Here is a 12,068-nt window from a genome sequence, read left to right on the forward strand (position 1 = left end):
CCACCACACGGCCGCCGTTCGTGTCGCTCAGTGGGACAAGACCGCGTCACGCGGAGGCGGTGGGGTCGGTGACGTGACCGATGAACAAAGGAGTGGACGTCGAGCGGTGCATGATGGCGAAGGCGAAGGCGTGGTCGGCGCGGAACTCGGTCACCGCACCGGCCCGGCCCGACGTCGGGAACGCCAGCCCCGTCACCGCGGCCGCCTCGGTGCCCCATTCGTCCACCGAGATGTTGGCCCGGTGCACCGCCTGGCCGAGGTAAATACGGTCCGCGATGCCCGAGAAGTCGGCGCCGTCGAAGAGCACGCCCAGCCCGAGCGCGCGCAGCGGCGCCTCCAGGTCGAGGTCGGTGGCGAAGTCCCAGCCCGGCAGGACGACCGTGACAGTCGCCGGCTTCAGCCCCGCACCCACCTGGGCCAGCATGTCCGGCTTCAGCAACGCACCCGGAGAGCCGCCCCGCGCGGGCAGCAGCACCCACATCGCCAGGTCGCTCTTGGCGTACGGCAGCTCGACGGCCTGCCAGTCCGCCCCTGAGGCGTACCTGAGGTCGGTCGTCTGCCGCATCAGCTTCGTGCGCACGGTTGAGCCGTCCTCGCGCGTGAACGCGGCGTTCTCCTCGCGGCCCTCCCCGGCGAACGAATGCTCCCAGTCCGCCTTGAGGTAGACGGCGTTCGCGATGACCAGCCGTGTCGTCTCGTCCAGTTGGTCGAACAGCTTCTTGATGCGCCCCGCGGTCTGCTCCTCGGCCCAGGCGTCGATGACGGCGGTGGCGTCTTTGCGGAAGTCGACGGTGCGCACGCCCATGCCGTACTGCGCGGCCAGCGTGCGCAGGAACGGCTGCTTGATCGGCAAGTCCCGCTGTGCGAACAACCCGTTGGCGATGCCGACCACGGGGTCGGCGGGCTCGCTGTTCTGGGTGTCCCTCTCGCCTCCTGAGGTGGGCTCCGGCGGCACGCCCTCAACCGTGACGATCTTCCTGGTGAGGGCGTTGAACGCGGTGTGCGGCCCAGCCGCGGGGAAGCCGAACGCTTTGTCCAGCGCCGCCGCGGTCGCCCCGGCCGCTCCAGCCCTCGCCATGCCGAACGCGTAGGCGATGCTGAGCGGGGAGATCACCGTGTTCGTGCCCGGCTTGGCCGCCGCCGCGTACAGGTTGTGACCGAAGGCGGTCAGCCCGCGTACGACCTCGGCGAGGGGAGGATTCGCCGGCACCTCCCGGCTGACCCCTTGAGCCATGAGCACGATGTCCTCCGATCCGCCACAGGCGGCGGCGAGCACGACCAGGGCAAGGAACTCCCGCCGCCGCAGGCTCGCCGGAAAGTCGATAGGCATAACTCCTAGACGCCCACCGGTGAGAAAGGGTTCAGCGCGTATCAGAGGGCGGTGTGCTGGGCGGCGGCCCTGACGCCGTGGGCCGCCTGGCTGATGCGCTCGGCGGCTGGGCGGGAGGCGGTGGTGCCGTCGAGGGATAGCCGTTCTCGCATAAGGCGGGACGGCTGGCGACGCGCTGGTGGTGGTCGACGGGCGGCCGGAGCTGGTCGGCGCCCCGCCTGTGCCGCTGCTGGTCTGGGGCGCCGCGGTGCTGGTGGCCTGGACCGCCGGGCAGATGGTCGTGTTCCCCGCGACGGTGGTCCTGGCCGCGGGCGTTCTCGCCGGTCGGCCGGTGTCCGTGGCCCGCGATGCGGGCCGCGGCACGGCGGCTGCCCGCCATGTGCCTGGCCATCGCCGCCGAACTGGCCGTCCGCTGTGGTGGCGCGCTGCGCCTGCTGCCCGCCACCTCGCGGCCTGGTCGTCGAGCTGATCTATCGTTTCTGACCGGCGAGAGCCTCCTCGACGGACTCGTTCGTCTCGCGCTTGGACTGGTCGAGGTCCCGGCGCGCGTCCGCCACTGCCTCCCGCTCGTCCTGCTCGGTCACCCCCGGCGCGGTTCCCGGTTCCTTGTCGTCGTACTCGGCGAGCCACAGCAGGTCTGCCCCGTCGGGGTCGCTAACATCCGGCACCTTTTGGGAAAGCTCGTACAGGAGACTTCCGTAGTCCCATCCGTACAGATCCTTGCGCAACTGATCGACGGTCGGCTTCCCGTCGTCGTCGATGGCGAGCATCTGGATGCGCGGCAGCCGGACCTGCAGGTCACTGGGCAGGCCGCGGTACAGATCCTTCAGCTCCCAATCGTAGAAATCTCGCTCGCAGGAAGTTTCTTGCCCGGACATCTCGCAGGGGGTTACTTGCCAGGGCATGCGCGTTGTCACCGAGTTTGGCCTCCACCCCCCGATGGACTCATGCGCGTAGTCCGTCTCGCTCTCGAAGGTCTGCTTGTAACGCGGGATCGCGGACTGAAAATGATCGAGCGCCTCACTGGTACCGCCGGCCACGTACGCGATCTGCTTCGCACTGCCGTGCAGACAGCGCAGCGCCTCCAGGCAGAGCTCGCTCGTCTCTCCCGGCCAGGCGGCCGCGACGCGGCCCTTCAACGACTCGATCAATCCGACCGCGCCGGCGAACTGGTGGGCGATGTCCCGGTAGACCTCGGCCCCGAAAAGCAGTGGCTCCGGATCCAACATCTCGAAGAACTGCTTGATCCTCTGGTAGTCGAGTGACGAAACGTCGTCGTCAGACTCGTCCCCTTCGCGAACGAAAGTGTCCTTCTCGTCGATGACGCCGCCGGTGACGCTGGCGTCCCGGATCGCCCACGACAGGAGCCGCCACCGGTCATGTAGCGCTTCCTCCGCGGCGTCATAGTTGGCCGCCGTCGTCTGGATCAGCGCGGCCACGCCCAGGAAACCGCCGAAGAACTGCCCGGCACGAATCGGCACCGCCTTACCGATCGCCTCCAGCGCCCTGCAGACCTGGACCACCGGAATCCAGTTGCCAGGGAGGGGAACAAGGTGGATGTCTGGATACGTCCCGGCGGTGTCGCCGAAGGCGTGACTCAGGGGAATCGTCACAGCCTCGTGCCCGTCCTGCCACTGAAGGCCCTTGACGTCCCTCGCGTAGATGGAGAGGGAACCGACGCTGAAGGGGATATCGGTGTCCACCTCCATCGTCATGTCCCTCGCGATCCGTCGGAGCTCGCCACGGTCCACGTCGATGCCGCGGCTCGGCGAGGGCCAGCCCCTGGCCAGCTCCAGCCCTCCATCCCACTGGTCCCAGTCATCGGCCATGTCGGCACTCCTGTCACCGGATGCTTACGTAGCTGTCGTCTTTCCGATCTTGAGGGATGCGCGCCGAACGGGAGCCCTGATCGGGTGGCCGCGGGGCGCTTCGCGCATGCGCTCAGGAAACACCGCCGCCTCGCACCGATCAGTGTGGGACGGACGCGTTCGGCGGGTCAGTCGCAGACATTGCCTATCGCCCAGTTGGGACGCCAGGTCTTCTCGCCGGAGGACGCACCCTTCCAACTGAAAGTCGCCACCACGGTGAAACTCTGCCCTGGAAAGCACGGGTCGACGGTGGCGGTGGCGGCGAAGTCCTCGGTGTCATGCCAGCCGTCGTAATCCGTCGCGGAGCGCACCGTCACATAGTCACTCTCCTTGGTGCGCAGAAGCTTCACGTTGGTGACCTTGACCTGGTAGCTGCCGCCACCGGCGACGTCGGTGATTTTCGCCCGCGCTCGGAAGGTGCCGGCGGTCTGGTCCCACACGACGGTGGCGCAGCGCTTCACCTGGGTGCCGTAGCACTTCCAATCGGTTGCTGCGGATGCGGACGACGGGGCGATGACGATCGACGCGACAAGCGCCGCGGCGGCCAACGCGCCGGTGGTGCGGAACATGTGACTCCTCTTCCTCTGGCCTCGCCCATAGACCGTAGGGTCATCGCGGGCTTCGGACTTTGTCATTCATGCAGGGAAATTTGTCAGTAGTGCACCGCCACAAGTTGACTCCGCATCAGGCGAGGGCCCTGCGTGTGCCGTCGAAGCCGTAGCGCAGCGAGAGAGAATCCTGACAAACTGATGTCGGGAACCGTCCGTGTCGAGGGGAGGCTTGTGGGGGAACGGGCCAAGGCATTGTCAGGCTGGCTTTATGACCGATGCAGACGAAGGTCTGCCTCATGAGCCTGGTCCTGGACACCGCGTTCATGCCGCCGCAGGACCGGGAGGAAGTTCTCCGGCACGCGGTGTGGGAAGCCCTGGTGGCGGTCGATATCGATCACCGTCCTCCGGCTGAGGACATCTCCGTTCGCATCGGGCTCGGCGCCGTTGGGCCCCTCAGGACCTGTTCGGCGCGGGCGACCGCGGCCACTGTCCGTCGGACGGAGCGGCTGGCCCGGGAGGACAAGGAGCCGGTCGTCTTCCTCGGTCTTCAGATGACGGGCACCAGCCTGGTGGTGCAGAACGGTCGCCAGTGCCTGTTGAGGCCGGGAGACTTCGCCGTCTACGAATCGATCGCTCCCTACACACTTCTCTTCGACGAGGGAGTCGACCACCACTTCTTCCGGTTCCCCCGCGCGGCACTCGCGCTCCCCGAGCGGTTGCTACGAGACATCACCGCGGTCTCCCTGGGATCCGACAACCCCATTGCGCGCCTCGCCTTCACATATTTCTCCCAACTGGCCGTCTGCGACGAAATGCACCAGGGCGTGCACGCCGACGCCGTCGTGGAACCCAGCATCGAACTGCTCCGTGCCGTCTTGGCGTCCCAGCACGGTAACTCCAGCCTGGCCAGAGCACCGTTGGAGGCGACACTCAGCCTGCGGATCACTCATTACGTCCGGGCGCACCTGGCTGATCCCGATCTGTCGGCGGCACGGATCGCCGCTGCACACGGCATCTCCGTGCGTCATCTCTACACTGTGCTGTCCCGGTCGGGCATCAGCCTCGGAGACTGGATCCGTACCCGCCGCTTGGCCGAATGTAGGCGAGAGTTGGCCGGCCCGAACGGCCGACTGCGGACCATCGCAGCGATAGGACGGAGTTGGGGCTTCGTGGACGCGACCCACTTCAGCAAGGTGTTCAAACAGGCATACGGAATCTCGCCTCGGGCCTGGCGCGACCAGAACCACCCCCGCTCCTCCGCGTGATGGACTCCGCGCCCCCGATGGGGTTTGCCTAGCGGGGTCGCAATTGCCCGGGTGTTTTCTCGCAGTCCACGCTGGCGTCGTTTTGTGGCCTGCCGCTTGAACGGGTGCGGATCGTCCCGCCCGCCCCCTGGTAGCCCTCATCGGCAAAGGTCAGCACGTTGCTGCCGGTACAACGCGTCGCCGAGGCCGATGGTGCCCGCGGCGGTCAGATCGTGGGTGGTGCCGGGCAGGGCGCCAGGTGGGACAGGAAGTGGTTGGACAGATGCGGGTTCCATCCCGGACAGGGCGGCCAGCACGGTGAAACGATGCCGGAGAGGTGGTGCGGGGTCAGAGCAGTTTGTCCAGGGTGATCGGCAGGTCGTAGACGCGCTTGCCGGTGGCGTGGTAGACGGCGTTCGCGAGCGCGCCGGCCACGCCCGTGACGCCGATCTCGCCGAGGCCGAGCAGCCCGAGCGGCATGGTCGGGTCCGGCTCGTCCAGGTAGTGGACGTCGATCGGCGGGATGTCGGCGTGCACGGGGACGTGGTACTCGGCCAGGCTCGGGTTCATGATCCGCCCGGTGCGCGGATCCACCAGGGTCTCCTCCGAGAGCGCCAGGCCGATGCCCATGACGATGCCGCCGCGGAGCTGACTGGCCGCCGTCTTGGCGTTGATCACTTTGCCGACGTCGAACACGCCGAGCCAGCGCGACACCCGCACCTCGCCGGTGTCGCGGTCGACCCGCACCTCGCAGAACTGCGCCCCACATCCCGCCTTCACCCAGCGCCGGTGGTCGCGCAGGAACTTCACGATGAACCTCGCCTGCCCGGCCAGCGCGCCGAGCCGCGTCTGGGATCCGACCGCCGCCTCGATGTGGTCCTTTCCCGCCCGGGTGAGGATCTCCGCGTAGGACCCGCTTCCGCCTAGTGCGCGCACCTTGCGCTTCAGTTTGTCGCAGGCGGCCAGCAGGCTCGCGGCGACGCTCACGGTTTGCGCGGAGGCGCCTGCGCCGGACCCGGCGGGCAGCGTTGAGTCGCCGTACTCCACCCGCACCGCCTCGAACGGCACGCCGAGCGCGTCGGCCGCGATCTGCGCCTGGGCGGTTGCCGCGCCCATGCCCATCTCCTGCAGGCCGCACCGCACCAGCACGTTCCCGTCCGCCGACAGCCGCACCGTGACGTTGGCGGTGAACTGCATCGTCCCGTGGTGCGCGGTGGCGACGCCCATGCCGACCAGCCACCGGCCGTCCCGCATCGAGCCCGGCTCGGGAGTGCGGTCCGCCCAGCCGAACCGCTGCGCGCCGTAGGCGTACGCCTCGCGCAGCAGCCGGTGGGAGAAGCGCTTGCCGTCGATCGGGTTGGTCTCCGGCTCGTTGCGCATCCGCAGCGCGATCGGGTCCATGCCCAGCTCGTACGCGAGCTCGTCCACCGCCGCCTCCAGCGCGAACGTACCCGTCGCCTCGCCGGGGGCGCGCATGAAGGTGTTGGGAAGCAGGTCGAGCTCGACGAGACTGTGCCGGAGGAGGATGTTCGGCGCGGCGTACAGGTGGCCCGATGGCGCGGTGACCGGTTCGGGCAGCCCGCCGACCCGCCCGGTGCTGGTCACGCCGGTGTGGACGATCGCGGTCAGCGCGCCGTCCGCCGTCGCGCCGAGCGCCACCCGCTGGATGGACGGCGAGCGCCCGCCGACCGTGCGGTAGACGCCCTCGCGGGTGAGCATCATCCGTACCGGCCGCCCGGTCGCGCGGGCCGCCAGCACGGTGAGCAGCGTGCCGGCCCACACCGGGCCCTTGCCGCCGAACGCGCCGCCGACGTACGGCGAGATCACCCGCACGGACGCCTCGGGCACGCCGAACCTGGCGGCGAGATGGGCGCGGAGCATGGTGCTGCCCTGCGTTCCCTCGTGCACGGTCAGCCGGTCGCCGTCCCATATGGCGGTGGTGGCGTGCGGCTCGATCGCGTTGTGGTTGAGCGGGGGAGTGGTGAACCGCAGGTCCACCGACACGGGGGCGGCCTTGAGCGCGGCCTCGGCGTCGCCCTTCTTGGCGGTTCCGGGCTGGAGCGGGTTGCCCTTCAGCGGGGCGGCGTGCTTCTCCTCGGCGGCGAAGTCGACGGTGGCCGGGAACTCCCGGTAGGTGACCCGGACCAGTTCCGCCGCCTCGCGCGCCGCCTCCAGGGTCTCGGCGACGACGACCGCGACGGGCTGGCCGTTCCAGTGCACCTCGTCGGTGTTGAGGTAGTTGACCGTGGTCCCGGTGAGGATCATGCCTCCGTTCATGAGTGTCGCCCGCGGCGGCGGCTTCATGTCGGGCGCGTTCTCGTGCGTGAGGACGGTCAGCACGCCCGGTACGGCGGAGGCCTCGGCCACGTCGAATCCGGTGACGCGGCCGCGCGCGATCGTCGAGTGCACCGGCGCGGCGTAGGCGAGACGGGGGTATGGATACTCGGCCGCGAACCGCGCCTGCCCGCTCGTCTTGGCCCGGCCGTCCACCCTGTCGATCGGCTTGCCCACTACCGGCCCCGCCGGCGTCTCCGGCCTCGGCGGGATCTCCACCTGGGTCATGAGCCCTCCCTGGATTGGTCCTCGTTCACGGTGTCGCGCGGCCCTGTCATGCCGCGCCCCCTTCCGTGAGCAACTGGCGCAGGGTCGCGACGATCGTGCGCCGGGCGAGCTCGATCTTGAATGCGTTTCCCGGGAGCCCTTCGGCGGGCGCGAGCTCGATCTCGGCGGCGTGCCGGAAGGACTCCTCGGTGGCGGGCGCGCCGAGCAGGGCCTGCTCGGCCTTCGAGGCCCGCCACGGCTTGGCGGCGACCCCGCCCAGCGCAAGCCGCACGCCGGTGACCGCGCCGTGCCGGACCTCCAGCGCGGCGGCGACCGAGACCAGCGCGAACGCGTACGACGCGCGGTCACGCACCTTGCGGTAGCGCGAGTTGCCGGCGACCGGCAGGGCGGGCAGCTCGACGGCGGTGATCAGCTCGTCGGCGGCCAGCTCGGTCTCGATGTGCGGGGTGTCGCCGGGCAGCCGGTGGAAGCCGGCCAGCGGGATACGGCGCACGCCACGCACGCTCTCCGCCTCGACCACGGCGTCCAGCGCGGCGAGCGCGACGCACATGTCGGACGGATGCGTGGCGACGCAGGCCGGGCCCGCGCCGAGGATGGCGCCGCCCCGGTTGAACCCGTCGCGCGCGGCGCAGCCGGCCCCCGGCTCGCGCTTGTTGCAGGCGGCCGCGCCGTCGTAGAAGTACAGGCAGCGGGTGCGCTGGAGCAGGTTGCCCCCGACCGTCGCCATGTTCCTGAGCTGCGCCGACGCGCCCGACAGGATCGCCTGGGCCAGCATCGGGTACCGGGTGCGGATCAGCCGGTGCGCGGCGAGGCGGCTGTTGCGGACCAGCGCGCCGATGCGCACGCCCCCGCCCGGCAGTTCCTCGATCTCGTCCAGCGGCAGTCCGGTGACGTCGACGACGGTTCCGGGCCGCTCGATCCCCTCGCGCATCAGGTCGACCAGGTTGGTGCCGCCGCCGAGGAACTTCGCGTCCGGCTCGGCCGCGACCGCCCGGACGGCGGCGGCCACGTCGGGCGGGCGCACGTACGCGAACGACCTCATCGCGCCGCCTCCGCCGGCACCCGGGCCGCGGCGTCCGCCCCGGCGACCTCCTTGATCGCGGTGACGATGCCGTTGTAGGCGCCGCAGCGGCACAGGTTGCCGCTCATCCGCTCCCTGATCTCGGCGTCGGTCAACTCCACGCCGTCGGCGGCGAGGTGCTCGGTCACCGCGCTCGGCACGCCGTCCCCGTGTTCGGCCAGCATGCCGATCGCCGAGCAGATCTGGCCGGAGGTGCAGTAGCCGCACTGGAACCCGTCGTGGGTGACGAATGCCGCCTGGAGCGGGCTCGCGACCCCCTCGATCGTGATGATCTCGCGGCCCTCGTACTGGACGGCGAGCGCCAGGCAAGCGTTGACGCGCACGCCGTCCGCCAGGACCGTGCAGGCTCCGCACGCGCCCTGGTCACAGCCCTTCTTGGTGCCCGTCAGCCCGAGGTGCTCGCGCAGCGCGTCGAGCAGGCTGACCCGTGGTTCCAGGTCGAGCTCGTGGGTGGTCCCGTTCACCCGTAGCAGTACAGCGGGCATGGCTCCTCCGTAGATGGGGGTACCCGGCGACGCTAACAGACCACTGTCCGCTTAACAAGCGGACAGTGGTCTGTTAAGAGTGCCGTTATGCTGTCTGGGAAAATGAAGGAGCCGGAGTTTCTGCGGGCCAGGCGGCCGGAGCACAAGCAACAGCGACGCGAGGCGATCCTCGCCGCCGCGCGCGAGCTCGCCCTGCGGTCGGGCGTGCGCACGGTCAGCCTGCGCGCCGTGGCGGCGGCCGCAGGGCTGGCGAAGTCCAATGTGGTGCGCTATTTCGGCACGCGCGAGGAGATCTATCTCGAACTCGCCGCCGAAGAATGGCAGGGCTGGAGAGACGCGGCCACCGAGCGGCTGCGCACCGCCGGCGGGCCGGGTGACGTGGTCGACGCCCTCGCGGAGACGCTGGAGGCGCGGCCGCTCATGTGCGACCTGCTCGGCTACATCTCGGCCAGCCTGGAACACAACGTGTCCCTCGAGGCGGCCCGCGCCTTCAAGATGGTGCTCCTCGACGTGGGCGCCGACCTCGGGGCCCAGGTCGCGCGTGCCACCGGGTTGACGGACGGCGAGGGCCTGGAACTGGTCGGGACGGCCACCGGGCTGGCCGCGTTCCTCTACCCGATGGCCCATCCCTCCCCGGTGCTGGCCGAGCTCTACGCGCAGGAGCCGCGGATCGCCGCCGCGCGTCCGCCGTTCCTCCCGACGCTGAAGCGCGCCCTCACCGCGTTCCTCGCGGGCCTGCCGACGCTGCGCTGACGCCAAGGCGCGACCGGCGGGGCGGACTACTGGACGCTTGGCCAGGGGCGGCAGGATGGTCCCTGTGCCCGTGATCCCCTCCTCCACCATGACCTCCATGGCCCAGCGCCTACCGCTGCACACCAAGCAGAACTGATCGCAGCTGAAGAGGGCGCATGTGCGCCACCACGGCCAGTTCGGCTATGTCGAGGGCGAGCTCACCGATGGCGAGTGGGCGGCGTACCGTCCAGCACGATGAAGCCCTGCATGGCCTCGGCCGGCGCGTTGCGGGGCGCGCCGCTGTCGATCACGACGACGGAGCGGCGGGAGCGGGCGAGCATCAGCGCACCGTTCAGGCCCGCGGCGCCGCCGCCGATCACACGGCATCCACGGTCTCACTAGGCAGTGCGTCGCTCGCGTACGCGGAAGTCTGCACGGACATCTCCTCGCGCCCTTTCTGGTCGTGCGCGGCCTTAGCCGATCCGGGCCATCTGCCTTCGACGTTAAGCCCGGATTGCATCCAGGGCATACCATGTTGCCCATGACGCAAGAAGATGGCGCGCTGGACAGCCTCGTACGCAAACGCATCCGCGCTCTGCGGGTCGCACAGGGCTTGTCCCTGGAGGAACTGGCCACCCGCGCCTACCTCAGCCAGTCCTCGCTGAGCCGCATCGAGAACGGCCAGCGCCGCCTGGCGCTGGACCAGCTCGTCACCCTGGCCCGCGCCCTGGACACCACCCTCGATCAGCTCGTCGAGAACGCCGCCGACGATGTCGTCATCAGCCCCATGATCCACGGTACCCACGGTCTGAGCTGGCCGATGAAGGGCGACCCGGCCATGAGCGTCATGCGTCAGCGGCTGACCGAGCCGCCGCCCGACAATCCCTCCAAGATGCGCGCCCACCCGGGCCGGGAATGGCTCGTCGTGCTGTCCGGCACCGCGATCCTGATGCTGGGCCACCGCCGCTTCCGCATCGAGACCAACCAGGCCGCCGAGTTCCCGACCATGATGCCGCACGCCATCGGCGCCGAGGGCGGCCCTTGCGAGATCATGTTCATCTTCGACCGCGACGCCCGCCGCGGACATCGGGAGACCGACGATCAGCGCGAGAACGGCGACAGCGACGCACAAGGCACCAGCCCGTAGCCACACCGGCCCCGCCGGCCCGCCCCCGCACGGGTGCACCTTGCGCGCCCGGCAGCACACAGGGCCATCGTCTTGCGTAATCCGCAAGAAGGTGTGCTGAAAGCGCATGGCGCGCTTAATGTGGCGGTATGACGCAAACACACGCCTCCCACGAGGGCCACCACCAGCACGGCCACCACCAGCAACGTGGCGCCGACAGCGGGCAGGCGGAGATCCTCGACCTGGACGCGGAAGTCCTCGCCGAGCACATCGCCGCCATCACCAAGTGGCTGCCCCTGAAGAGCGGCCCGCGCCAGATCGTGGACCTGGCCTCCGGTACGGGAGCGGGCACCTTCGCGCTCCTCGAGCGCTTCCCCGAGGCGCACGTCATAGCCGTCGACGCCTCGCCCGGACACCTGCAACGGCTGCGGGAGAAGGCGTGCGCCCGCGGTGTGGGCGAGCACGTGCGCACCGTGCAGGCCGACCTCGACGACGCCACCTGGCCCGACCTCGGAACGCCCGACCTCGTGTGGGCGTCGGCCTCCATGCACCACATGGCCGACCCCGACCACGCCCTGCGCACCGTCCGCGACCTGATCGCGCCCGACGGTCTGTTCGCCGTCGTCGAGCTGGCCGGCCTCCCCCGCTTCCTGCCCGAGAACGCCCCCGCCGACCGGCCCGGCCTGGAAGACCGCGTCCACGCCGCGACCGACCGCTTCCACGCCGAGCACGTGCCCCACCGCGGCGCCGACTGGGGACCCATGCTGAACGCCGCCGGATTCGCTGTCGCAGGCGAACTCACCGTCGCCGTCGACATCGACGGGTCCCGCAACGCGGCGATCGGCCGCTACGCCCTGGGCGTGCTGCAGCGCATCCGCGGGGCCGCCGCCGCGGAGCTTGCGGCGGAAGACCTCACCGCGCTCGACCGGCTGCTCGACACCAGCAGCCCGCACAGCATCCTGCGCCGTGACGACCTCGCGGTACGCACCGAGCGCACCGTCTGGGCCGCGCGCCGCAACTGACGCGCCATCCGGGGCGGGGTTTGGTTCCGGCAGACCTCGCTGACTCCCCCGGGCATGAGTATGACTT

General features: G+C 70.0%; 11 protein-coding genes and 1 pseudogene. 5 read left to right on the forward strand and 7 right to left on the reverse strand.

All coding sequences use genetic code 11. The features are described from left to right. Nucleotides 1–46: 46 nt before the first annotated feature. Complete coding sequence (locus EJK15_RS48605) at nt 47–1,330, reverse strand: serpin family protein (protein WP_138717261.1); 1,284 nt, start codon at nt 1,328–1,330, stop codon at nt 47–49. A gap of 178 nt (nt 1,331–1,508) precedes the next feature. Here EJK15_RS48605 and EJK15_RS48610 point away from each other — a divergent pair, with 178 nt between their 5' ends. Next, entirely contained in the window at nt 1,509–1,799 is a 291-nt protein-coding gene (locus tag EJK15_RS48610) for a hypothetical protein (RefSeq protein WP_138717262.1), read from the forward strand. Between the two features lies 1 nt (nt 1,800). On the opposite strand, the gene EJK15_RS48615 is transcribed toward EJK15_RS48610, so the two are convergent. Together EJK15_RS48615 and EJK15_RS48620 are read right to left on the reverse strand one after the other, a co-directional pair. Then, complete coding sequence (locus EJK15_RS48615) at nt 1,801–3,159, reverse strand: hypothetical protein (RefSeq protein ID WP_138717263.1); 1,359 nt, start codon at nt 3,157–3,159, stop codon at nt 1,801–1,803. Between the two features lie 167 nt (nt 3,160–3,326). Next, on the reverse strand, nt 3,327–3,767 hold the full coding sequence (locus EJK15_RS48620) for a hypothetical protein (RefSeq protein ID WP_138717264.1): 441 nt from the start codon (nt 3,765–3,767) through the stop codon (nt 3,327–3,329). A gap of 278 nt (nt 3,768–4,045) precedes the next feature. Here EJK15_RS48620 and EJK15_RS48625 point away from each other — a divergent pair, with 278 nt between their 5' ends. Beyond that, a complete protein-coding gene (locus tag EJK15_RS48625; protein WP_138717265.1) occupies nt 4,046–5,014 on the forward strand; it encodes an AraC-like ligand-binding domain-containing protein in 969 nt (322 codons plus the stop codon). 327 nt (nt 5,015–5,341) lie between these two features. Here the strand turns inward: EJK15_RS48625 and EJK15_RS48635 are convergent, their stop codons facing one another. The 3 genes from EJK15_RS48635 to EJK15_RS48645 are packed head-to-tail and all read right to left on the reverse strand — an operon-like array spanning nt 5,342 to nt 9,121. Further along, on the reverse strand, nt 5,342–7,555 hold the full coding sequence (locus EJK15_RS48635; RefSeq protein ID WP_138717266.1) for a xanthine dehydrogenase family protein molybdopterin-binding subunit: 2,214 nt from the start codon (nt 7,553–7,555) through the stop codon (nt 5,342–5,344). A gap of 46 nt (nt 7,556–7,601) precedes the next feature. Continuing rightward, on the reverse strand, nt 7,602–8,597 hold the full coding sequence (locus EJK15_RS48640; RefSeq protein WP_138717267.1) for an FAD binding domain-containing protein: 996 nt from the start codon (nt 8,595–8,597) through the stop codon (nt 7,602–7,604). Further along, complete coding sequence (locus EJK15_RS48645; protein WP_138717268.1) at nt 8,594–9,121, reverse strand: 2Fe-2S iron-sulfur cluster-binding protein; 528 nt, start codon at nt 9,119–9,121, stop codon at nt 8,594–8,596. The genes EJK15_RS48640 and EJK15_RS48645 overlap by 4 nt, the downstream gene beginning before the upstream one ends. A gap of 102 nt (nt 9,122–9,223) precedes the next feature. Here EJK15_RS48645 and EJK15_RS48650 point away from each other — a divergent pair, with 102 nt between their 5' ends. Beyond that, nucleotides 9,224–9,874 (forward strand): TetR/AcrR family transcriptional regulator, encoded by a 651-nt coding sequence (locus tag EJK15_RS48650; RefSeq protein ID WP_138717269.1) that lies wholly within the window; start codon nt 9,224–9,226, stop codon nt 9,872–9,874. Between the two features lie 212 nt (nt 9,875–10,086). On the opposite strand, the pseudogene EJK15_RS75345 reads toward EJK15_RS48650, so the two are convergent. Next, a pseudogene (locus EJK15_RS75345) lies at nt 10,087–10,233 on the reverse strand (FAD-binding protein); the annotation flags it as partial. A 161-nt stretch (nt 10,234–10,394) separates the two neighbouring features. Here EJK15_RS75345 and EJK15_RS48660 point away from each other — a divergent pair. Both EJK15_RS48660 and EJK15_RS48665 read left to right on the forward strand, forming a co-directional pair. After that, nucleotides 10,395–11,000, forward strand: coding sequence for a helix-turn-helix transcriptional regulator (locus EJK15_RS48660; protein ID WP_138717270.1), 606 nt, complete (start codon nt 10,395–10,397; stop codon nt 10,998–11,000). 128 nt (nt 11,001–11,128) lie between these two features. Next, nucleotides 11,129–12,001 (forward strand): class I SAM-dependent methyltransferase, encoded by an 873-nt coding sequence (locus EJK15_RS48665; RefSeq protein ID WP_138717271.1) that lies wholly within the window; start codon nt 11,129–11,131, stop codon nt 11,999–12,001. Nucleotides 12,002–12,068: the final 67 nt, after the last annotated feature.

The organism is Nonomuraea basaltis (assembly GCF_005893125.1).
GTDB classification, from domain to species: Bacteria; Actinomycetota; Actinomycetes; order Streptosporangiales; family Streptosporangiaceae; genus Nonomuraea; species Nonomuraea basaltis.

Excerpts from the sequence above, each read along its gene's own strand:
- EJK15_RS48605 (WP_138717261.1), bottom strand. The coding sequence starts at position 1,330 with ATGCCTATCGACTTTCCGGCGAGCCTGCGGCGGCGGGAGTTCCTTGCC.
- EJK15_RS48615 (WP_138717263.1), bottom strand. The coding sequence starts at position 3,159 with ATGGCCGATGACTGGGACCAGTGGGATGGAGGGCTGGAGCTGGCCAGG.
- EJK15_RS48620 (WP_138717264.1), bottom strand. The coding sequence starts at position 3,767 with ATGTTCCGCACCACCGGCGCGTTGGCCGCCGCGGCGCTTGTCGCGTCG.
- EJK15_RS48625 (WP_138717265.1), top strand. The coding sequence starts at position 4,046 with ATGAGCCTGGTCCTGGACACCGCGTTCATGCCGCCGCAGGACCGGGAG.
- EJK15_RS48635 (WP_138717266.1), bottom strand. The coding sequence starts at position 7,555 with ATGACCCAGGTGGAGATCCCGCCGAGGCCGGAGACGCCGGCGGGGCCG.
- EJK15_RS48640 (WP_138717267.1), bottom strand. The coding sequence starts at position 8,597 with ATGAGGTCGTTCGCGTACGTGCGCCCGCCCGACGTGGCCGCCGCCGTC.
- EJK15_RS48645 (WP_138717268.1), bottom strand. The coding sequence starts at position 9,121 with ATGCCCGCTGTACTGCTACGGGTGAACGGGACCACCCACGAGCTCGAC.
- EJK15_RS48650 (WP_138717269.1), top strand. The coding sequence starts at position 9,224 with ATGAAGGAGCCGGAGTTTCTGCGGGCCAGGCGGCCGGAGCACAAGCAA.
- EJK15_RS48660 (WP_138717270.1), top strand. The coding sequence starts at position 10,395 with ATGACGCAAGAAGATGGCGCGCTGGACAGCCTCGTACGCAAACGCATC.
- EJK15_RS48665 (WP_138717271.1), top strand. The coding sequence starts at position 11,129 with ATGACGCAAACACACGCCTCCCACGAGGGCCACCACCAGCACGGCCAC.